Genomic DNA, 22,003 nt, shown 5'->3' with positions numbered 1-22,003 from the left:
TTCTTACTGAACTTTACTTAATTTCACGAAACGGATGTATCCCGTGCCGGTGGCACGTTCTACCAGCCCTTGGGGCGTCACAGCGAGTTCTACATCTTTTACGTGGTATTTTTGTTCTTCTACTGCGGACTCAAAGCGCAGCTTATACCCTTTGTTCAGTTTAGCATCATCTATTTCGATGGTACGCACGGCACGGTCGCCACCGCCCACCGATGCACCAGTGACGGCACTGATTTTCTCTTTTGTCTTGGACTGAAATTTGTACCATTCCTTTAAGGTATTGAACCATTGTTTATCAGGACCAAGTACCGAAAGGGTCTTTTCGTATTCGCCTTTGGGATTGATCAGTGAGAGAATGACGTATGCTTTTTCGCCCTGGTACCCTACCATCTGGATCATGCACTTGTATTTACTCGTCTGGGCAAAAGATTGATTGGCAACTAAAAATAAACTGCAGATTGCTAATATAAGTTTTACGTGTATTTTCATCTTATTATTTTTTATGACTACCAAGGAATTACATTGGCATCAAGTAATATACATCATTGCGCACCGAAGCGTTAGACTTTGCGGAATTGCTTCGTCGCACCTCCTCGCAATGACGGAGTCGCTTTTAGATCCGCCATTCATTGCCGACCTATACAGCTTCAGATCCCTCCGAAGCCGGGGTGACAAGGTACGGCATGAATAATTACGGCGCAATTTACTTTAAGAAATCAACCGCTATATTATTGCTTTTCAAAAAGTCGTTGTCTTGAGCCAGATCATAGGCTGTCTCCTCGAATTCTGTTTTCAAATCTTTTTTTGCGCCTAATGCGACAAGCTCTTTTAAGAGACTATCGTCTTTGGCTATCAGAGCGGCTTTATGTAATGCAGTAGTCTGCTCTGCATCTTGCGCATTGACATCCGCACCCAATTCGGCTGCTTTCTTGATGAGATTCACATTTTCTTTGGCTACGGCCAAATGAAACAAGGTGCGCCCATTTGCTTGTGGCACGGTTACATCAAGACCTTTTGCCTTTAAAATAGCGAGCTTGTCGGCAAAGTCGTCGGTCCGAGGCTGTGCACCTACTTGCCCGCCCTGTGGGCCGCCCATACCACCTGGTCTGACGTCCCTGAATGAGTTAAACCAGTGATAGGCCAGGTTGTTGCCGTCGCGATCGATTACATCGATGTCTGCACCTTTTTCTACGAGCAATGAAACGATCTCGGCTGTGCTGTTGGCAACAGCTTTGGTCAGCGCGGACTCTCCTTTTTCATTGACGGCGTTGATATCTGTAGTTTTAGCTATTAACGTAGCTACTAACGCCGCATCTGTTCCACTGGCTGCAGTGGCCAATACGGTATTGCCTTCGTTATCTTTTTTGTTGACATCCACACCTTTGGCTAAGAAGTAGTTGATGACATCGTTGTTAGGACGGCGTACCAAAGGGTGCAGGATCGTAGAACCGTCTTTTTGATAGATAGCTTTTGGGTCTAACTTTAATTCTTCGACTAGGTACTGGTAGGTCTCGATGCCATTTTGGTGCGCCCGGGAACCTTGTGTTGCAAAGAATAGTGCATTATTTGTTGGCTTTATACCTTTAGCAATTAATTTTTCGATTAATTCTTTGTTACCCAACTTTGCAGCATAATCAACAACAGTACTTCCGTATTCATCTGTATCGCTGTAAGACAAGCCTTTAGACAGAAAATAGTCTGACTTAGCAAGGTTATTATCTGTAGAAATTCCTAACAATAACAAGGAAGCACCATCACCGAATTTCTGCTTTGGATCTACACCAGCTTTGAAAAGTGCATCCAAAACTGCAAAGTTATCCGTGCTGCTTACTGCAGCATTCTCGATAACGGAGCGACCATGGCTGTCGTTTAGATGGATATCGGAACCTTTTTCGATGAGATAATTAACTAGTTCGGCATTTCCTCTTCCTGCCGCCCAGTGTAAATAAGATGCGCTGTGGTGTGTCTTTTTGGCTACACCATTGCCTTCTTGTTCGACCATAAACTTGATGGTTGCTAAAGGAGCTTCGTTAAGAATAGCTCGTGCTGTTGGATCCCAGGACGCTGCATCGGGTTGTGATGGGCTATTCCCTTTAGCAATCTCTGCTTTTACCTGCTCTATCGTCGGTTTCGTTTTCCAAAAATCAGGCGACATCAGTGTATTGGTATTGGATTGCTGTGCGGTGGCATATACCGAAGCGAATAAAAGTGATGCTAGAAATATTTTTTTCATATGTATATAATTTGCTTTTTAAATGTAATGAAGCTATCAGATTTATTCATACCCCTCTGTGGTTTGAATAAATCATGATGATTTCATTGTATTTGGTATTGAATTTATAATAAAAGCAACGAGACACATTGTTCGCGGCTATTTAATCGCATTAATGGTTTCTTTAACTTGTTTTACATAGTCTTGTAATTCAACCGGAAGCGTCTCCATATTTTGGTCAAAACTCCAATAGTATTTATCGCCATCGATTTCAACATGCACATAGAAGTTCTTTAAATTTGCACAGGCATTGCAGCCAAATACCATTCTGTTTTGTTCTTGTTCTAACAAGAACTCGGGAATAGGTGTCTTTTTTAACTGGATACCTGTACTAGTCTTTGCTGCATTTAACAGTGTTTCTACTTTTCCGGCATCTGTATATGTTACTTCGACTAGTTTATTTTCTTTGACCCGGTACTGCGTTGTAATATTTATCCTGTCATCAGAAATGGTATAGCCTTCACCCTCACCAAATGTAAATGTACCGATATTTGCATTAATTTCGGTATCATTTTCGGGCTTACTGCAGGAAAAAAGAGCCATGGAAAGCAGGAAATAATATATCGTTTTCATGGGGCTGTTCTATAACTTAATTACGGATTTGTATTATGCAAGAATCAGGTAAGGTTTTGATGCCCTACCTGATTTGATGTAAAATATTGTTATTGAAAAGCTTAGTAAGCGCCCAAATAGAAACTACCTGATTGCCCCTTCAGTTTAATTCCTTTGGCTATCGTTTTAGTTTTCCAATTGACAAGATATAGATTTCCGTCCTTACCATTAGGTGTCAACGGGAGATATACATAATCGCCGGCAAGACCAATATTTTGGAACTGACTAAGCGACCCCTGCAAAGCCGTACCTCCATTTTGAGATGCGGAAAGACCAGAGAAACCTCCATCGGTTTGGTTTTCTGTAGTCAACTTTGTCGCTGTCTTCGCATTCAAATCCACAAGCGCAACATAGCCACCAGCAACACCTGTTTCAGTGTACAAAACAATACCAATGCCGTCTTTAATATATCTCCAAGCCCTGATACCTGTAAGATTACCGGTTCCTAAAGCTTGAGACAAGTCAAATAAATATGTATTGTCATAATCGTTCGTGTTTTTGTCAATACGTAAAATGTGAGGATAACTTGTTGTGTTAACACCTGTTGATTGGTATATATGACCATCTGTTCCTATATATTGCGTCATCGTACGGTAGCTATTGTTACCATATGTACTTTGTGTAGACCAAATTAATTTCGGATTGGCTAAAGAAGGATAATCAACGACTAACGTTGCGGTACCTTTTATATTAGGAGCATCTCCAGCCCAGCTCCAGGTTACAGCCTGTGTCTCTGAGTTTACTGTTTTTACAAGTTTATTAGGATCTGCCTTGCTAACTGCACATCCGATAAAGATTTTATTCCCACGTATTACAGGAACATCAAGACGGCCTACAGAATAACCGGCTTCTTTTTCTGCTTGGGTAAGAGGAAACTCAAATTCAGTGGTGTTAGGCACCCGCGGATCATCCAAATTTATAAGCGCTATACTGGCTGTACCTCGTGTATATTCATAAGTCTGTGTACCAGCTTCTGCTTTTACCGGATCGATAGGTGCAGATGCACCAGAGATATTTACGCCTACTCCTATTCCTTCAGCAGCTTTGACCCAACGAGGAGATGTACCTAAGACACCCGAAACATTTAACTCTTCGTTCGTATCTTCAAAAGCTTTGCCACCTGACACTCGATATTTATTAAAGATACCTCCGTTAACACCTGTGTATTGTATATTGTACAAAAAATTACCATTGACAGATCCTTGCACACGCGCCGTTCTTTGAGAGCGCAAACCATATCCATTTGTCCATATATTAACTTCTTTTGATGCATCGAGGGCTTCTTCCAGTGTTAAAGCATAAGCCAATGATCCTCCATTGCCTGCTGTATTAGTTTCTGCATCTGGAAACGCAGCTGTCAACGTGATGTATTTTCTTGGGCTATTATCTGGACCGGAAGCACCTCCTCCAGTGTCATCTGGCCCGTCATTCTTATTACAGGATACCATTGTACCTAGTACAATCGCCGAACCGAACAATACGGTTTTTAGTAGATTTTTATTCATCTTGTATTAAAAGTTATTGTTAGCTATTATTTTTTGTTAAAATTATTCAGCATATAATTCAATTTTAAGTATACACCCCGTCCTGGCTTCTGAACACCAAAATTGTCATATACTTCTGCATTTGTAATATTTTTCAAATCCAAACTAACTACCACACGACCATTCGGTGTACGATAACTCCCCCCTAAATCATGATAAAATTGTGTTGGAGTAGTAAACCATTTATCCGAATCAATCCAGACCGTCTGAAAAGGTGCTACATAGCCAGAGTTATAAAAAATATTGAAAGTTGATTTTCGCTGAATGAGGTTGTTTATTCGATATTGCAAACTTGCGTTTAACATAAAGAAAGGCTCATTAGGCAATTGTCTATTATACAAACGATGGGGTTGACCATTTTCATCAAGCTCTACCTTCATTAACGAGTTAAATCTGGAAAAGTTAACTAGTGCATTTAGCTTATTATCATACACATAAATAACCTCTGCTTCAAATCCTCTAGATTGGGTTCTTCCAAGATTGATATACTTTGATGTTTCTATGTTGGCATCACTTTCGCGCCCCGCAATTACCGAATCGACGGCCTGCACCGCTATTTTATCATATCCGTTCCTCCAAAAAGTACTTGCGTAAAGCGAAAGCTTATTTTTCGTTCCTTCTAAAGCTGTGTATCTAAAACCTAAATTATAATTGACATTTTTCTCAGGTTTCAAATCCAGATTTTCTAAAATATTTGTTTCCGGGCTTCCAAAAATTTGCTCATCTCTTGGAGATATAAACGTATTCTCATTAGAAGCTATCACAAATAGTTTAGGTATCACATTATAGGATACAGTGATGCCATATCCGGGATTGCTATTAGTCACAGTGGTCACCTGCCCCGCATTATTATAATGATTTTGGTTAATAGTATACTTTGCAAGAAGATTCGTCCTCAACTTATTACCTAATGTCTGCGCTTCATAGTTAAATCCAAATATATTCGTTGAAGTATTACGGTCATTCCCTGAATTTAACGGAGCATCCGGATTGAGCAAATCCTCGTCTTCACGGCGAGTGGAATTCAAATTATGATTTAAAGATAAACGATGCCCATGCGCAACGGTGTACGACAAATTAGTACGGGCATTTATAATCTTTCGGTCTATATTAGTAATAGTAGCAACACCTTGCTGTCCCTGACCAGGCCTCTTAACCCAAGGTGTTGGCACACCATTAAATATACGCTCCATAGGACTTCCATCCCAATTATACATCGTTCGTGCCGTATCTTGTAGATAGGTGCTTCTGTTACTATAAACTGCATTCACATTAAGTGTCAATCCATCAACAAACAGATTTGCTTTATTATAATTCAAACTAAACACATGCGCTTGATACTCATTGAATCTTCCCACATAAGGTTGTGCCATAGTTGTTCCATGCGGAATATCTTGGTAGGTATCTGATATGTTATATCCTAAGAAAAATTGATCAGCCCATTTCACATCTGTAAAACCAAACTCAAAACGTCCTCCAATAGATTTGTACGTATTATTGAACCGATTAAATCTGTTAAATCTTGTCAATTTTAGCTCAGCATCAGTTTTCATGGCAAATTTACCCCACATCTCGTAACTATTATCGGTATAGGTATAAAAACCGGAAATTCTTGTTGTAAAACCTGATTTTTGATCTCTATACAAAGCTCCTATATCCGTCTGAAAGGTATTAAATGAGCCATAGGACACTGCTGCTGTAACACTATTAGCCGAGGCATCTTTTTTCATGATGACATTGATCGCTCCACCAACATAATCACCAGTCAAATGAGATGGCAACACACCTTTGTAGACCTCGATACGTTCGATCATTGCTGGAGGAATATTATTTAGGTTGAAAGAAGATCCAAAGGTCGAGATAGGAGTTCCATCTAGAAATATTCCGACGGCACTGCCGGACATACCATTCAAATTGTACTCTATCTGAGATCCAATTCCTCCATTTTGTCTTACTCGCACACCTACCGCACGATCCAACAATTCATTAGTAGTCAGGTTTCTTAGCGACGCTTCCTTGGTTTCAATAACAGCTACCGCAAAGCCGCTCGTTTCCATTTCCCGCTTAACTGTCATGCCCTTAACAGTCACCTCATCTAATGTGATATCACCTTTTGGACTGATGTGTACATCCAAATGCTCTTTTGCCTTTTTCACGACAAAAGTCAACGTCGTTGGATCAATTTCTACCGAAGAAACGCGGATCTCTTGCTTTCCAAACGGAACATTTTTTAAGGTGTAGAAACCTTTGTCATTCGACATACCTGCTATTTCCGTTCCGACGACACGAACCGTGACATTGCTCAACGGTGTACCATCTTCTAAATGTACCTTGCCAGTTATATCCCCCGTCTGTGCAAACGTAAGCACCGAAAACAAAATGAAAAGGACCGTAGAATAAAATTGTTTCATTAATACAGATTAATATAGTATGTTCAAATTTCTTTTAGAACAAGTCTAAATAAAATTCAACGACGCAAAATTAGAATTATTCTAAATAGAAGAATGACGCATTCGGAAAAAAAAGCTTCACAATCAGAAATATCTTACACTCATAAATAGTCGATGCTCATAAAGTAAGGAGGTCAATGAGCTGGCGTAACCATTTTATTTGAGCTATCAAGCGAACTGAGTAGTGCGATATTGCCACGTAGCTGGCTCGCACGGTTGCTAAATTTATTACACTTTTTACTGCGTTCAGCATGCTTAACCCTAGTATTTTTGGGTTAATTAAATTAATCTATGATATAGGTTTTTAATCAAAAAAGTCCAAAAAAACCGTTTTTAAAACTCGCCGAAGTCATTTTTCAAAACGCTTCGTGAACTTTGTCAACTTGTCCACAGGTTTTGGAAAGTTTACGAAGCGTTTTTTTATTTTAACACAGTCGTTTTAGGCTTTTTTTAGGGCAAAAAAAAGTCTGCACCCAATAGATGCAGACTCGGCCTGTAATTCAAAAAGGCGAACTACTCGGTTTTCTTAAAAGTTAAACCCTGCAGGAGCGTCTTTAGCTGCTTGCCCGGGTGGAAAATCAAACGTGTACGAACGATGTTCGTGGCGTTGACCTCTTCCCTTGTATCGGTGCCCGTGCTGTTCGAGCCCAGACGAAAGGAACCCAGATTGCCCAGACGGACAATGTATCCCCGCGAGATGTTGCGCGGAATCTCCCTGAGCAGACTCTGCAGCACAGCATATACATCGGCTTCGTTTATAGACGAAGCATGTGAAATATCAGAAGCTAAATCTTCCAATACGATTTCTCCGGCACTTACCGGACGTGCGTAGAACTTTTTGGGAGCCGTAGGATCTCCCGGTTTGCCGATTTCGGCGACATTGTACTTAATTGCCATAATTACAAAAATTTAAATTAAACACTAAACATTTACGAACTCTTGTTGCAACGATACAAACATCGTACATCGGTCTGGCGCGGAGGGGGTAAAATCCCGCCAAAATTCGCAAAGTCCAAAAAACTTTTTGGCGGAATTTTACCCCTTGAAGTGGAAATTAGTGCGTTTGTAAATGCAAAGCATTTTCATTACGTTTGTATACAGCTTGGAACAAGTCTAAATAACATCTATTAAGACCAGACCATTAATCAAGGTAGCAAGATGACTCCACTAGATAATAACGATTCATTTTCAGCATTTACAACGCCTTTGCCAGCAAACAGCTTCTTCTCTGAGCTGAGCCTTGTTATGCAATATGGCATCTGGAATGGAGGTACTGTATCTGAACTTATACTACCTATATCAGGCTACTTAAATATATTCTGTATCGAAGGACAGGATCCCTGTTCTTATGCTGTAGGTAACCGGCAATATTCGGTAGCATGCGACCATACCAACGTTCATCTTGTAACGACAGGGCAGCTGCTCGATATTTCTACAATAAAGGAAAATGTAAAAATCATGGCATTCATTATCCCCAAGGAATACCTTGACGCACACCATAATACGGGGATAATGCGCTCTTCCGACATATGGGTAATTCGAACCAACAGCCGCATTGACCTGATAAAGCAACGCATCGCAACGCTGTACGCCAGTGAAGACTTGCTGAGTAGCATCAAAACCCACAGCCTATTATTGGAGGCACTGGCCTTACAGGTGGAAATACTGCTTTCAGAAAATAAAGCTATCGTTAAAGACCAACTGCTGGATAAGGTCATTGAGGCAAAAAAAATCATTCAGGAAGACCTCACCCAAAACCACAGCATAGGCGACCTCGCAAAATTGATAGGCACGAATGAACAATACCTAAAAAAATATTTCAAGCAGCATGTCGGCAAAACGGTAATGAGCTTTACTCTGGAAACGAAAATGCTGTATGCCAAAAAGCTGATCATGACCGGAAACCACCGTATATCGGATGTTGCACGGTTAACGGGTTATAAGCATGCGACTCACTTTACGACAGCATTTAAAAAATATTTCGGCTTTATTCCCAATTCGTTAAAGTATGGATTTTTAGCTTTTCATGAAGCTTTCCTAAGGGTTTGGGAATTCGAAAGCTTCGTCTTTCCCCTTCTTTCTGTATAAACAATGAGAACATACCTCTTTTAATCATATCCAGTAGTGTCTGTTTGACTTGGATGCTTTCATTAAGTTTCGCAGCGAACTGCCTGATTAAAATAAGGTACTGATCTCTAACTGCAAAAATTCTTGCCATGGCAAGTTGCTATCACCAACTAAAAGAACCCGATCGGGCTTTTGGGTTTTGTGAAATACTTGCATCCCGGATGTTTTTTGTGCCTGTCCGCTTTTTATTTCTATACCTATTACTTTACCACGATATTCCAAAACAAAATCCACTTCATGATTTCCTTCACGCCAATAATACACCTTAAATCCGGATGCGTAAGAACTATTGACAAGGTACGCTCCGACTGCTGATTCAACAATTCTTCCCCAGGCGTCGGGATGAGACCGTACTTCTTGAAATGTTTCTAATCGTTGCGCACTAATAAGAGCCGTATTATGTACTTGGAATTTAGGACTGGACGATCGTTTGCGTATAAGCTTGCTATCAAATTTTTCCAACCCATTTAATAATCCGGCTGTATCCAATAAATCAAGGTAGTGGGCGAGTGTAGTCGTATTTCCGGCATCTAATAGTTGCCCCATAATCTTGGTATAAGATAGTATCTGACCAGAATAGTTGCATCCAATTTCAAATAGCCGTTTCATGAGCGCTGGCTTATCCACCCGAGTGAGCATCAAGATGTCTTTTGAGATACTGGTTTCAATTAAAGAACTAACGACATACTGTTTCCAGCGTTCCTCATCCGAGACTAAACTTGCTGATCCTGGATATCCGCCATACCAAACGTACTCATCCACAGTCCAGCCAAAGGCTTGTTCCATCTCTGTCAAAGACCAGTGACCCATATAGGTTGTTTCAAATCTACCTGCTAGCGATTCGGTTAATCCTTGCTGAAGAAGTAAACGAGATGAGCCTAATAAAATAACCTTCAGATTTGTAGTTGTTCGTGTATCTGTGTCCCAAAGCAGTTTTACAGTTTCGCTCCAATTGCCTATTTTTTGAATTTCATCGATGATTAACAAAAATTCAGCACTTTCCTTTCGCTGCATCTGTATGCGCGCAGTATCCCATTGCGCCGAAAGCCAGCTCTTATCGGAAGCGGGGACAGCATCTGCTGAAACAAAAAGGTAAGGCGTACTTAATTTTTTTGTGAGTTGGGTGACTAATGTGGTTTTTCCTACTTGACGAGGGCCCATTAACACTTGAATGAACTTTCTTGGCTCTTGCATTCTCCTCGTAAGCTCTTGTAAATAAGGTCTTTCGAACATTTTTTTAAATTTACTCAATACACTGAGTAAATTTACTCAATATATTGAGTAAATCAAAATTAACCCATAAATGAAGTGATAGAACGAAATGAGGTTCACCGCAGGGTAAATTTGTGGACCCCTTATGAAGTAATCTCGAAGGAAACAACGTGCAGTCCATCCAATAACGACAAGAGGACAAACGCCAATCTTAAAGGAAAAAGGAGCTGCTTAAAAGCAGCTCCCTCTCTTTTTACTATATAACTTTTAATCAAATTTCCAACGTACAAAAGCTTCAATCGCTTCGTAATTGGCAAGACCCAACTTATGGTATAGGTTTGCGGTATCGCTGGTGCGGTCTTCGGCACGCACCCAGAATTCACGTGGATCATCACCCGGGAAAACCGGAAGATCTTTCTGTGACTGGTGTTTGAATATGGCCAAACGTTTACGTTTTACCTCTTGTGGTGAAAGTGGCACTGCCATCTCTATTTCATGAATTGGATACTCGTGCCATGCGCCACGGTACAACCACAGCCAGCAGTCTTTTGTCCATTCATCAGTCTTCGATAAGCGGTGTAAGGCTTCAAATAATATATCGAAACATACTTTATGTGTTCCATGTGGATCAGCAAAATCACCGGCAGCAAAAACTTGGTGTGGTTTTACCTTGCGAAGCAATTCTATGGTTTGCTGGATATCATCTTCGTAAGATACCTCTTTTGAAAATTTACCTCTATCATAGAATGGAAGCGCCTGAAAATGTATATTTTCGTCAGGAAGCCCTACAAAGCGTGCACCTGCAATGGCTTCGCCCTTACGGATATATGCTTTGGTGATGCGAATGATTTCGGGATCAACCTGGTTTGGTTGTTTTGTCTTGAAAAATTCTCGTGCCTCTTCGTAAACTTTACGCGTGGTGCCATTATCATCGGCAATGGCCTGTGCAAAATCCATAACGAATTCCAGGTAACGCAATACATCATCATCCCATACGGCCGTATTACCCGAAGTCTGATAGGCTACGTGAACGTTATGCCCCTGATCGGCCAAACGGATGAAGGTACCACCCATCGAGATTACATCATCATCGGGATGTGGAGAGAACAGCAATACATTCTTTCTCGCGGGCTCCGCACGCTCTGGACGGCTACTATCATCGACATTGGGCTTACCCCCCGGCCATCCTGTAATGGTACGTTGCAATTCGTTGAAAATACGGATATTGATGTTATATGCTGGTCCCTGCTCGGTTACAAGCTGTGCCATACCGTGGTTATTGTAATCATCGTCCGTTAACTTCAGGATGGCTTTGTCAAGGTGTAATGATAACCAAACCACCGCCTTCTTTGCTAGCGATTCTGTCCAGATGACGTCTTCAGCCAGCCAAGGTAAGTCAAAACGTGTTAGTAAGGATGCGGCATCCTGATCCAACACAAACTCTACATGGTCTGACAATTGCAGATAGGTTGCTGGAATATCAGAAGAGATTTCACCTTCTATTGCTTTTTTTACAATCTCTGCCTTCTTCTCGTTCCAAGCCATCAAAATAATTTCCTTGGCCTTGAAGATGGTGCCGACACCCATAGTGATTGCTTTGGTCGGTACGTTTTCTTTACCACCAAAATCACGGGAGGCATCTCTTCTTGTCAAATCATCCAATGTAACAAGACGTGTCCCTGAATTGGGTGCAGATCCTGGCTCGTTAAAACCGATGTGACCAGTACGCCCGATACCTAAAACCTGAATATCTAACCCCCCGAAAGAAGATATTTTTTGCTCATATCCTTCACAGAATGCAGGCACTTCTTCCAACGCCAGCGTTCCATCTGGAATATGGATATTTTCGTGAGGGATGTCGATGTGATCAAATAACTGTTTGTTCATAAACTGAACGTAGCTTTGATCGGCTGTTGGCTGCATTGGATAGTATTCGTCCAAGTTGAACGTCACTACATTTTTAAAGCTCAAACCTTCTTCTTTGTGAAGACGAACCAACTCTTTGTAGACTTTAATCGGAGTTGCCCCTGTAGCTAAACCTAATACAGCGGTCTCACCCTTTTCTTGTTTTTCTTTGATAATGGAAGCAATACGTCTTGCAACATCTAGCGAGGCAGCATCTTGATCCGGATATACCTTTACAGGCACTTTTTCAAAACGAGTTTCCTCTAACAAATTTAATCTTGCCATTGATAAGGAATAATAATTTAGAACGTGAATAGCAAATTTAGAAATAAAAACCTCGTTTTGTCAATAAACTAACATTTTTTTTGCAGGTTTTTGCGTTTTTCGTCTTAGCAATCGTTTGTCATACTATAACTTTTTTAGATACTGGACAGCAGAAGCCAATGTTTCTTCTTTTTTAGCAAAACAGATCCGCAAGAGGTGCTGGTTACAAGTTCCGGAATAAAAGGCTGAAACCGGAACCATCGCTACTTTGTATTCTTTTGTGAGATACTGAGCAAAGGACAACTCATTTTGATCGCTGATACTGGAATAATCGACTAGCAAGAAATAAGTTCCCTGACTAGGCAGAACATTAAATCTCGTTTCTTTTAACCCTGTAATCAACTGATCTCTCTTTTTTTCAAAGAAGGACGATAAATTCAAATATCGCTCTTGCTGTTCCAAATAGCGTGCAACGGCATATTGCATCGGTGTATTCGAAGAAAACACATTGAACTGATGAATTTTTCTGAATTCGGCGGTGAGCAATGAGGGCGCAATGATATAGCCTAATTTCCATCCGGTCGTATGCAGCAGCTTCCCGAAAGAGGCTACTATAAATGCCTTGTCACGTAGCCCGGGATACTGAATTATGCTTTGGTGGACGCGTCCGTCGTAAACGATGTGCTCGTACACCTCATCACTCAATACGTAAATATTCTGGTCTGCTATAAGCCGTTCTAAAGCTGCTAAATCTTCTTGTGTCAGCACGGTTGCTGTAGGATTATTGGGATTGTTGATGATGATAAGTCGCGTTTTATCCGAAATCAAATCTTCCACTTCATTCCAATCAATCTTAAATGCAGGAGCCTGTAAGCGAATGGGGATTACTTTTCCGCCGAAAACTTCTACACTGGGTTTATACGAGTCGTACGCGGGTTCGAAAATAATGACTTCATCTCCGGGACTTACCACGGTACCTATCGCGGTAAAAAGCGCTTGGGTACCCCCTGAAGTGATTGTAATTTCGGTTTCGGGGTTTACTTGTACACGGTACAGGTATTCCTGTTTATCTGCTATAGTCTGTCGAAGTGCCATTATGCCCGGCATGGGCGCATACTGATTAAACCCTTGGTGCATATACTCAGTCACAAGGTTGATTAATTCTGGATCGGCCGGAAAATCGGGAAAGCCCTGTGATAAGTTGACCGCACCATAGGTATTGGAAAGAGCGGTCATCTGTGAAAAGATGCTCACAGCGGTTTGTGGAAGCTTGGACGAGAAGGCATTTTTCATAGATATCTTTTTTATCTTTACGTAAATTTTAATGACATGATTAGATTACTAGTTTCGCTATTGCTAATGATTCCGGTTCTTTTGTTTGCTCAGTCGAAAGAGGAACTCCTTACACAAATAAAGGATAAACCAACCGAAATTGCAACACTCCGCTTAATTCAACGTGTGGGCGGGTATGATCCAGACTATAAGGAGCTACGAACGCTCTTTAAAGGGTTGGATAAAAAGGTAAAAAAATCCAATGAAGGTAAAGTTTTCGAAAGGTATTTGGATGCCTTGGAAAATAGTTCCGTTGGGAAAAAGGCCCCAGGTATTACGCAACTGGATCTAAGCGGCGAACCGTATTCGCTACAGGATCTCAAAGGTAAATATGTATTGGTGGACTTTTGGGCTTCATGGTGTCCCCCATGTCGAGAAGAAAACCCCAATTTAGTGGCTACATATACCGAATTCAAAAACAAAAATTTTGAGATATTGGGTGTTTCGCTGGACAGGGAGTTCGGCCCATGGAAAAAGGCTATCGAGGACGATAAGCTAACATGGAAACATATTTCAGATCTACAGTATTGGAACAGTGGAGCTGCTCAGACGTATGGTATCAAAGCAATACCACAGAATGTACTGGTGAACCCGGAAGGGATTATCATCGCGAAGAATATTCATGGGGAGGCACTAAAAAATAAGCTAAGAGAAGTGCTGAAATAGAGCTGGATACGGGAATCAGAGAGCAATGACGACGCGACAGCAAGAATGATTTAACGGAAGGTTTTTTCATATAGTTTGTCGCTCGCCGCGACGAGGCTTTCTTTATTCCTTGATGAATAAAGAAACAAACAAATCAAGACTGGGCCAATGTTACGCTAAAAGCTTTTGGATTTACTAAACAGATCTGAGCCGTTGCACTTTGTAGATCTGTTCTTAACGCAAATCCAAAAGCTTTCTTAACGCTACATCGACCTAGGTCGTCCTTTTAAATCCAGCTGAAGTATAAAATAATATTTAAGAATCAAGCACTATCCTTTTATCACCGAAAAATGTCGTCTTGGCGGGTCGACAACAGCAGGAATGGTGAACCGTCTTGTCGAGCCGGCACAGCGACGCGCTTTTGCTTACTTTTGGCAAGACAAAAGTACGGACCCGTCGCGGTCTAAGCGACAAAAGAAATTTGATTAAAAAAAACCTTCCTTTTTAGTACACATATCATTCAAACAAAGAAGAAAAACACTATCCGAATAAAGTGCTGAATAGATCCTCTAATGTAGCCATGGGCCGGATAGCGATATCATATTTTTTGACATCCAGTCCTTTTACATTGTATTTGGAAATAAATATACCGTCAAACCCTAGCTTTTCGGCTTCGGCTATACGGTGTTCTATACGGTTCACAGCTCGGATCTCTCCCGACAAACCTACCTCACCTGCAAAAGTGACGTTCGTTGGCAACGGGATGTCTTGCTGAGAAGATATCAACGCTGCTATAACGGCTAAATCTATGGCGGGATCTTCTACACGAATACCTCCAGCTATATTTAAAAACACGTCTTGTGCGCTCAGGCGAAATCCAAATCGCTTTTCCAACACCGCCAATAACATACTCAATCGCTTGGCATCAAAGCCTGTAGTTGTACGCTGTGGTGTCCCGAACGCAGAATTACTAACCAATGCCTGTACTTCAATCATCAACGGTCTGATCCCCTCCAACATTGCTGCGATTGCTACACCGCTGACAGGTTCGTCACGTTGTGACATCATAATTTCGGATGGATTAGACACTTCCCGTAATCCTGAGCCCTGCATTTCGTAAATGCCCAATTCGGAAGAAGATCCAAAGCGATTTTTTACAGAACGAAGTATCCGATATACGTGATGACGATCTCCTTCGAACTGCAGTACGGTATCGACCATATGTTCCAACACTTTTGGTCCTGCAATAGCGCCATCTTTAGTGATATGCCCTACGATAAATACGGGTGTACTGGTTTCTTTGGCGAAGCGCAACAATTCTGCAGTACATTCACGGACCTGAGAAACTGAACCCGGGGCGGACTCTATCTGCGTCGAATGGAGTGTCTGAATGGAATCAATAACAACAATATTGGGTTCTATAATCTCGATTTGCTTAAATATATTCTGTGTAGATGTCTCTGTGAGGATATAACAATTGGCTTTGGAATGTTGTACCAGCCGCTCGGCGCGCATCTTAATTTGTTGCTCACTCTCCTCTCCCGATATATACAGGGTTTTTACCTGCGGTATATTTAAAGCGAGCTGCAACATTAAGGTGGATTTACCGATACCGGGTTCCCCTCCGATCAATACGAGTGACCCGGGGACTATCCCTCCGCCCAAAACCCGATTAAACTCTTTATCGGGCGTGGCTAACCGATGTTCGTCCTGATAAACGATTTCATGTATGATCGCCGCTTTATTGGCTCTTTTGGGAGAAGCAGCGGTACTTCGCCATTCAGGGACTTTAGAACTAGACTTTTCGACAACTTCTTCTACAAAAGAATTCCATTGCTTACAGGAAGGACACTGTCCCAGCCATTTGGCAGACTCATAGCCACAGGATTGACAGAAATATGCTGATTTTGATTTTGCCATTGTACGAAAATACTAAAAAATAAGGTGCTTTAGATTAAACGAAAAACACTATTCTTCTGCTGACAGCGCTGAATCTGATTGCGGAAGTTGTTCGGTCAATTCCGCCAACAGCTTTTCTACTTCTGCTTCCGTTGCAGTAAGCTTTGCTTTGCAAACGGCAATTAATTGAGATGCCCGTTTAATCTTTTCAGAAAGTTCGTCTACATTTACTTTCCCCGTTTCAATTTCAGCTACGATGATCTGTAACTCTTCAAAAGCTTCTGTATAGGTATAACTATTTGCCATGATCTTCTTCTTTATGTGTAACTGTACCAGTAATTTTTCCGTCAATAAAAATGGTTTCGATTTGATCTCCTTCTTGCAACTGGTTGATATGGGTCACAACTTTTCCATTCATTTTGGTAATACTAAACCCTCTTTTTAATAATTGTGCTGGATCGGCCAATTTAACGAGTCGGCCGAGATGTTCGAGGTTGGCATGTTTCTCCCGTAAGAATTGATCGCTAAAGAGCTGTAGACGTTGTGTGAGGATGAGGATACCGTGTTTTTCGGACGCAATTTTATTTTTACTGCTCCAACTGATTCGCTGCATCGACTGTGCAATACTGGTCCGTTCCCTGTCAAATATCTGTTTGGAAAAATAAACAAGTTTCTCCTGGGATTGATCCAACGGAGTCGCGAAACTGTGAAATTTCTGAATTAGAAAATCAGCAAGTTCGCTTGGGGTTATGGCATTTTTATAGGCAACCATTTCGCTTACTGTTTCATTTGTCGAATGACCGATACCTGTTAATACAGGCAAAGGGAACATGGCAATGGCTTTGGCAAGTAAATAATTGTTGTAGCTGGACAGGCCAACTTCGCCCCCCCCTCCTCGGATAATGGCAACCGCATCATAATTATCCATACGCTCTGCTAATACACTAAGCTGCTTGACGATAGAAGGAATGGATTTATCCCCTTGTAAGAGTGCGGGATATAAGGTTGTTTCGAACCGGTATCCCCAGGGATTGTTATTGATGATTTTGTAAAAATCGGATAAGCCTTTGCTCGTTTCGACAGAAATAATAGCCAAGCGTTTGGGAACTGCCGGGAAGGGCAATTTCTTATTGGTACCGAAAATACCTTCTTGCTGCAGCTTCAAGATGCTCTCTTTTTTTTCCCGCTCAAGTTCTCCTAAGACAAACGTTGAATCAATATCGACGATTCGAAGGCTTAATCCGTACATCGGGTCGTACGAAATACCGGCCTGAAATAGTATGGTAATACCATCTCGCAAGGGTTCATTAAGTAGCTTTATAAATTGTTGATTGATGCGATTAAAATCTGTTTTCCAAAGGATGGAGCGAATCTCAGCTACTATTTTACCGTCTTTCTTTTCAACCAACTCGGGATAACAATGTCCGGAGTGCGAATAATGGTTCAATTTATTCATTTCGGCTTTGATCCAGTACAGATTCTTATAGCGATCCGCAATTGTTTTCTGAATACTGCGTGACACCTCTAATAACGAAAAAATTGTTTTACTATCAATGACCTCCGGCATAATCAAACTTAACTAAAATGTGTTGAATTTACAAACCAAATGGAGTACCAGATGTATTCCTCTGAACGATATAGTATACTAGAATCACAAGAAATAAAAAAGATGCGGTTTTATGCGGTTTTATTAGTAAATTTACTTTAAGAAACGAAATTATGAAAACAAGAACTCCTTTATTTCTATTATTCACACTGTTCAGTATCGTCGCGGGTACTTTACACCTGTCTGCACAATACAAACAAACAACGGTAAACCGAACCACACTTGTGCGGGATCAGGGAAATATACTTCCGCTGCAGCGTTTGGATCGTTTAAAAATAGCCGTGGTAACACCCGTAAAAGGTACGTATACTCCCTTCATCGAACAGCTTCAAAAGTATGCTGAGGTACGTGTTTTCGACTTTAATAAATACGCGGAAAATACCAAATACTTCAATACAATTATCGTGGCGGGCATAGAAAAAGATCTACGAAGTGATCTGATCTCGCTCCTGCAACAGTCTGCCGTGAACGGAAAGCAGGTGATCTTGTGTCAGTTTCGGGAATCTAAATCGCTAGGAAATCCGTGGAATACGCCTACTTACCAATCGGCATTTACTGAGCTAGTGTCTCCTGATTTCGCTCCCATCTCGCAACGAAATGCAGCGATGTCTATTTTTGGAGGTTTGGCACTTACAGAAGGCAACTTAAAAACAGAACAAACACGCATTCAATATACTGCAGGTGAAAATTCGGGATTGGATATTTCCACGATGACCCGAAAAATCGACGCGATTGCGAACGAAGCGATTAGCAATCGGGCTACTCCTGGACTAGTTGTAATGGCTCTAAAAAGCGGCCAGGTTATTTTTGAGAAGGCTTACGGCTCACATACGTATGAAAATAAGCAGGCTACGACAATAGACGATATTTTCGACCTGGCTTCTATTAGTAAAATTGCAGGTACCACGCCGGTGGTGATGACATTGCAGGAGCAAGGTATTATTAGTCTGGATAGTACGATTGGTCATTATTTGGGACAGGCCAAAACAACTAACAAAGCGGATATCACAACACGATCTGTGCTGCTACATGAAGCTGGCTTCACGCCTTTCATCCCTTTCTATCGCAACTTGAAGTCGGGCGACCTGCTGTCGTATGAAGATACGGAACATCAGGTTAAAGTAGCGGACAATGCCTTCCTGAAAAATAATTATTACCGGGATGTGATGTGGCCTGAAATGCTCAGTTCTGCTGTTAAGCCAGTTGGAAATTATGTATATTCGGATATCAGCATGTATGTGATGAAAGAGATTGCAGAACACGAAACGAGTACCCGCATGGAAGAATTTGTACAGCAGTTCTTATATAAACCTATCGGGATGAAAACTGCCGGCTATAATCCACGGACCCGCTTTGATAAATCACGTATAGTGCCCACCCAAAATGACACATCCTTCCGCAAGGTGCTGTTGCAAGGCTATGTGCACGACGAGGGAGCTGCCATGGCAGGGGGCGTAGCTGGTCATGCAGGGTTATTTGCCACGGCCAATGATCTGGCGATATATGCGCAGTTGCTGCTAAACCGGGGTGAATATGGCGGGGTTCGTTATTTCAAACCTGAAACGGTAGATCTATTTACTTCGAACCAATCGCAATCTAGCCGTAGGGGACTGGGATTTGACAGGGCTGATCCCGATCTTAAAAAGGCGTATCCTTCTAAATTAGCCAACAGTTCGGTATATGGCCATACGGGCTACACCGGAACATGCATTTGGATTGATCCAAAAGATCAGTTGGTGTATATATTTCTCTCCAATCGGGTGCACCCACAGGTAACAGGAAAATTATATGAACTAAATATACGCAGCCGTATTCAAGATGTTATTTATGAAACAATTAACGAAGCAAAGTAAATGAAGAAGTGGTTTTATATAGGGCTAATGCTTACGAGCTATAGCATACAGGCGCAGGATTTTAAAACAGTCCATCGTGATTTAATCGTGGTCGATGGGCATAATGATGTGATTATAGAATCTATATTGCCGGGTCATGATATAAGCAATCGTCTTACAACGGGACATACTGACATTCCACGATTGATAGAAGGGGGTGTGGATGTGCAGGTTTTCGCGGTATGGTCGGATGACAAAAAGTGGCAGACCGGTGCCTTCAAGCATGCTAATGATCAATTGGATGCCCTGGAAAAGGTATTGGATAAAAATCCGGATAAAATTGTCTTAGCAAAACATACAGAAGATATTAATCGTATTATCAGCGAAGGTAAGATTGCCGCTGTAATTGGTATAGAGGGTGGAAATATGATTGAGGGGAGTATTGCTAATTTGGAAAAATTGTATGAGCGAGGCGCCCGCTACCTTACCCTGACATGGAATTATAACTTGCCTTGGGCTACGGCTGCCGCGGTAGAAGTAAAAACAAAATCGAATACGGGTAAGGGTCTTTCAGAACAGGGGAAAAGTATCATTCGTAAAATGAACGAGCTCGGCATGATGATAGATTTATCCCACGCCGGTGAAAAGACGTTTTATGATGTCATTCGCATTTCTACTAAACCCGTACTGGTATCACATAGCAATGCAGCAGCCCTTACACCGCACTCTCGCAATTTGGACGATAAGCAACTTGAAGCTTTGAAGCAAAACGGCGGAGTGGTAGGGGTCAACTTCTATTCTGGTTTTTTAGATGTAACGTATGAAGGTCGGGTGCAAAAATTGTATCGAACGCATTTTGCTGAAAAAGGAGACTATACACTTTCAGTGACAAGACAATACGGAAAGCTACCAGCTAATTTACAGTATGAAGCAAACGCACCTTTATCTACCTTGCTTGATCACATAGACTATTTGGTTCGTAAGGTAGGCATAGACCATGTCGCGATTGGATCGGATTTTGACGGCATAGAATCCCCACCCCAAGGACTGGAAGATGTTTCTAAATTCCCAAATCTCACGAAGGCGTTGTTCGAACGAGGCTACTCCCGAGAGGATATCGCGAAGATCATGGGAATTAATTTTTTGAGGATATGGAAAGAGAATGAAAATTAGTGATCTAATTGAATAAGTTCTTTATAATTTTTATAGAGTTTCTTCGTAAGTCGTATATACAGGAAATAATAAAATAATGCAATTAACGAAAAAAGGATTGCAGCCAAAACCAGTACAATACCTATAAATAAGCTATATTGAATCCAAGTCGGTGTACCATTGCGCACAGTAGCATCTGCTATGTTATGCCAACCGTCCCACATACCATGTATAAATTCTACCGAAATAACAATAAAATTGACATAAATATACAGTTGTACCAATTTCCGTGTTGCGATAATATCCTCCGTCAATTTTTTTGTATTCTTTTCGGCTTTAATGTTCTTATATTTTTTATAGAAAAGCAGAATAAAAACTAAAAGGACAAGATAATAAAACACATATACAACGTCTTCCCATAAGGCATCCGAGCCAGCACCCCAATATTTTTTCGAAAAATAATTAAGCAGGATCCCCGCTAAAAACTCCAGACAACTGATTACAAAAATCCACTTTACTATAGAAGAGGAACTTTGATGAAGCATTTTTCTTATTTCCTCCCGATTGATCTTCGGAAAGCTGTTGTCCCTATTCCAGTGCTGTTTTAATACATCTAATTCATCCATTATGCACCTCCTTTCGTATTTAACATGTTTTTCAATTTTGCTTTAATGCGGTTCATCTTCACCCGGGCATTCACTTCGCTAATTCCTAAAGTTTCAGAAATTTCTGCATAATCTTTATCCTCCAAATACATATATACCAAGGCCTTTTCTATATCATTAAGCTCGTGCACCGCCAGATATAACGATCGTAATTGCTCCTCTTGCCTATTGTCATACTCTTCATAGCGAATATTATGAAGCGAATTATCCCATTGTACAGTCGGGATACTGCGCTTTTTATTTCTATAAAGAGAGATAGCTGTGTTCAAGGCCACGCGATAAGCCCAGGTTGTAAATTTGGAATCACCTCTAAAAGACGGATAAGACTTCCATAGTTGTATCGTCATCTCCTGAAACAAATCTTTGTGCGAATCCATATCGCCTGTATACAGTTTACAGATTTTGTGAAGGATATTTTGATGCTCCTCCAGTTGATTGATGAATTCTACCTCAAGATTGGAATACATATGAACTATTTGTCGAAGT

The 22,003-nt window shown here is 41.1% G+C and carries 18 protein-coding genes; 4 read left to right on the top strand and 14 right to left on the bottom strand.

Going from position 1 to position 22,003, the window contains the following annotated elements; translation table 11 throughout:
* Positions 1–3: 3 nt before the first annotated feature.
* The 6 genes from C4F40_RS11880 to C4F40_RS11855 form a co-directional block, all read right to left on the bottom strand.
* Positions 4–489, bottom strand: coding sequence for a DUF2271 domain-containing protein (locus tag C4F40_RS11880; protein ID WP_196939616.1), 486 nt, complete (start codon positions 487–489; stop codon positions 4–6).
* Positions 490–703: 214 nt separating this feature from the next.
* Positions 704–2,233 (bottom strand): ankyrin repeat domain-containing protein, encoded by a 1,530-nt coding sequence (locus C4F40_RS11875; RefSeq protein WP_196939615.1) that lies wholly within the window; start codon positions 2,231–2,233, stop codon positions 704–706.
* A 138-nt stretch (positions 2,234–2,371) separates the two neighbouring features.
* Entirely contained in the window at positions 2,372–2,845 is a 474-nt protein-coding gene (locus C4F40_RS11870; RefSeq protein ID WP_196939614.1) for a hypothetical protein, read from the bottom strand.
* Between the two features lie 101 nt (positions 2,846–2,946).
* A complete protein-coding gene (locus C4F40_RS11865; RefSeq protein WP_196939613.1) occupies positions 2,947–4,389 on the bottom strand; it encodes a hypothetical protein in 1,443 nt (480 codons plus the stop codon).
* A 26-nt stretch (positions 4,390–4,415) separates the two neighbouring features.
* Complete coding sequence (locus C4F40_RS11860; RefSeq protein WP_196939612.1) at positions 4,416–6,839, bottom strand: TonB-dependent receptor; 2,424 nt, start codon at positions 6,837–6,839, stop codon at positions 4,416–4,418.
* A 552-nt stretch (positions 6,840–7,391) separates the two neighbouring features.
* Positions 7,392–7,775: an HU family DNA-binding protein gene (locus tag C4F40_RS11855; RefSeq protein ID WP_196939611.1), complete on the bottom strand. Its 384-nt coding sequence runs from the start codon at positions 7,773–7,775 to the stop codon at positions 7,392–7,394.
* A gap of 261 nt (positions 7,776–8,036) precedes the next feature.
* On the opposite strand from C4F40_RS11855, the gene C4F40_RS11850 reads away from it, so the two are divergent.
* The gene (locus tag C4F40_RS11850) at positions 8,037–8,966 is read left to right on the top strand and encodes a helix-turn-helix transcriptional regulator (protein ID WP_196939610.1); all 930 of its coding nucleotides are present in this window, start codon (positions 8,037–8,039) and stop codon (positions 8,964–8,966) included.
* A gap of 87 nt (positions 8,967–9,053) precedes the next feature.
* Here the strand turns inward: C4F40_RS11850 and C4F40_RS11845 are convergent, their stop codons facing one another.
* The 3 genes from C4F40_RS11845 to C4F40_RS11835 all read right to left on the bottom strand — a co-directional run bounded on the left by C4F40_RS11845 (position 9,054) and on the right by C4F40_RS11835 (position 13,679).
* Complete coding sequence (locus tag C4F40_RS11845) at positions 9,054–10,199, bottom strand: ATP-binding protein (protein WP_231390043.1); 1,146 nt, start codon at positions 10,197–10,199, stop codon at positions 9,054–9,056.
* A 285-nt stretch (positions 10,200–10,484) separates the two neighbouring features.
* Positions 10,485–12,407, bottom strand: a complete 1,923-nt coding sequence (gene nagB, locus C4F40_RS11840; RefSeq protein ID WP_196939608.1) for a glucosamine-6-phosphate deaminase — start codon at positions 12,405–12,407, stop codon at positions 10,485–10,487.
* Between the two features lie 123 nt (positions 12,408–12,530).
* Entirely contained in the window at positions 12,531–13,679 is a 1,149-nt protein-coding gene (locus tag C4F40_RS11835) for a methionine aminotransferase (protein ID WP_196939607.1), read from the bottom strand.
* 36 nt (positions 13,680–13,715) lie between these two features.
* Here C4F40_RS11835 and C4F40_RS11830 point away from each other — a divergent pair, with 36 nt between their 5' ends.
* Positions 13,716–14,384 (top strand): TlpA family protein disulfide reductase, encoded by a 669-nt coding sequence (locus tag C4F40_RS11830; RefSeq protein WP_196939606.1) that lies wholly within the window; start codon positions 13,716–13,718, stop codon positions 14,382–14,384.
* A 519-nt stretch (positions 14,385–14,903) separates the two neighbouring features.
* On the opposite strand, the gene radA is transcribed toward C4F40_RS11830, so the two are convergent.
* The 3 genes from radA to xseA are packed head-to-tail and all read right to left on the bottom strand — an operon-like array spanning position 14,904 to position 17,829.
* On the bottom strand, positions 14,904–16,283 hold the full coding sequence (gene radA, locus C4F40_RS11825; protein ID WP_196939605.1) for a DNA repair protein RadA: 1,380 nt from the start codon (positions 16,281–16,283) through the stop codon (positions 14,904–14,906).
* 48 nt (positions 16,284–16,331) lie between these two features.
* Positions 16,332–16,568: an exodeoxyribonuclease VII small subunit gene (gene xseB / locus C4F40_RS11820; RefSeq protein ID WP_196939604.1), complete on the bottom strand. Its 237-nt coding sequence runs from the start codon at positions 16,566–16,568 to the stop codon at positions 16,332–16,334.
* Positions 16,558–17,829 carry an exodeoxyribonuclease VII large subunit gene (gene xseA / locus C4F40_RS11815; RefSeq protein WP_196939603.1) on the bottom strand — a complete coding sequence of 424 codons (1,272 nt, stop codon included), beginning with the start codon at positions 17,827–17,829 and terminating at the stop codon, positions 16,558–16,560. The genes xseB and xseA overlap by 11 nt, the downstream gene beginning before the upstream one ends.
* 152 nt (positions 17,830–17,981) lie before the next feature.
* Between xseA and C4F40_RS11810 the strand changes: the two genes are divergently transcribed.
* The gene (locus C4F40_RS11810; RefSeq protein WP_196939602.1) at positions 17,982–19,721 is read left to right on the top strand and encodes a serine hydrolase domain-containing protein; all 1,740 of its coding nucleotides are present in this window, start codon (positions 17,982–17,984) and stop codon (positions 19,719–19,721) included.
* The gene (locus C4F40_RS11805) at positions 19,722–20,873 is read left to right on the top strand and encodes a dipeptidase (RefSeq protein WP_196939601.1); all 1,152 of its coding nucleotides are present in this window, start codon (positions 19,722–19,724) and stop codon (positions 20,871–20,873) included. It begins immediately after the preceding gene.
* On the opposite strand, the gene C4F40_RS11800 is transcribed toward C4F40_RS11805, so the two are convergent.
* A complete protein-coding gene (locus C4F40_RS11800) occupies positions 20,870–21,478 on the bottom strand; it encodes a hypothetical protein (RefSeq protein ID WP_196939600.1) in 609 nt (202 codons plus the stop codon). The two genes, C4F40_RS11805 and C4F40_RS11800, sit on opposite strands and share 4 nt — an antisense overlap.
* Entirely contained in the window at positions 21,478–21,984 is a 507-nt protein-coding gene (locus C4F40_RS11795) for an RNA polymerase sigma factor (protein ID WP_196939599.1), read from the bottom strand. The genes C4F40_RS11800 and C4F40_RS11795 overlap by 1 nt, the downstream gene beginning before the upstream one ends.
* Positions 21,985–22,003 lie beyond the last annotated feature (19 nt).

Origin of the sequence: Sphingobacterium pedocola, from assembly GCF_015209965.1 — a bacterium.
In the GTDB taxonomy this organism is placed as follows: Bacteria; Bacteroidota; Bacteroidia; order Sphingobacteriales; family Sphingobacteriaceae; genus Sphingobacterium; species Sphingobacterium pedocola.
The sequence above is the reverse complement of the archived record's forward strand: the minus strand, read 5'-3'. Positions and strand labels throughout refer to the sequence as shown.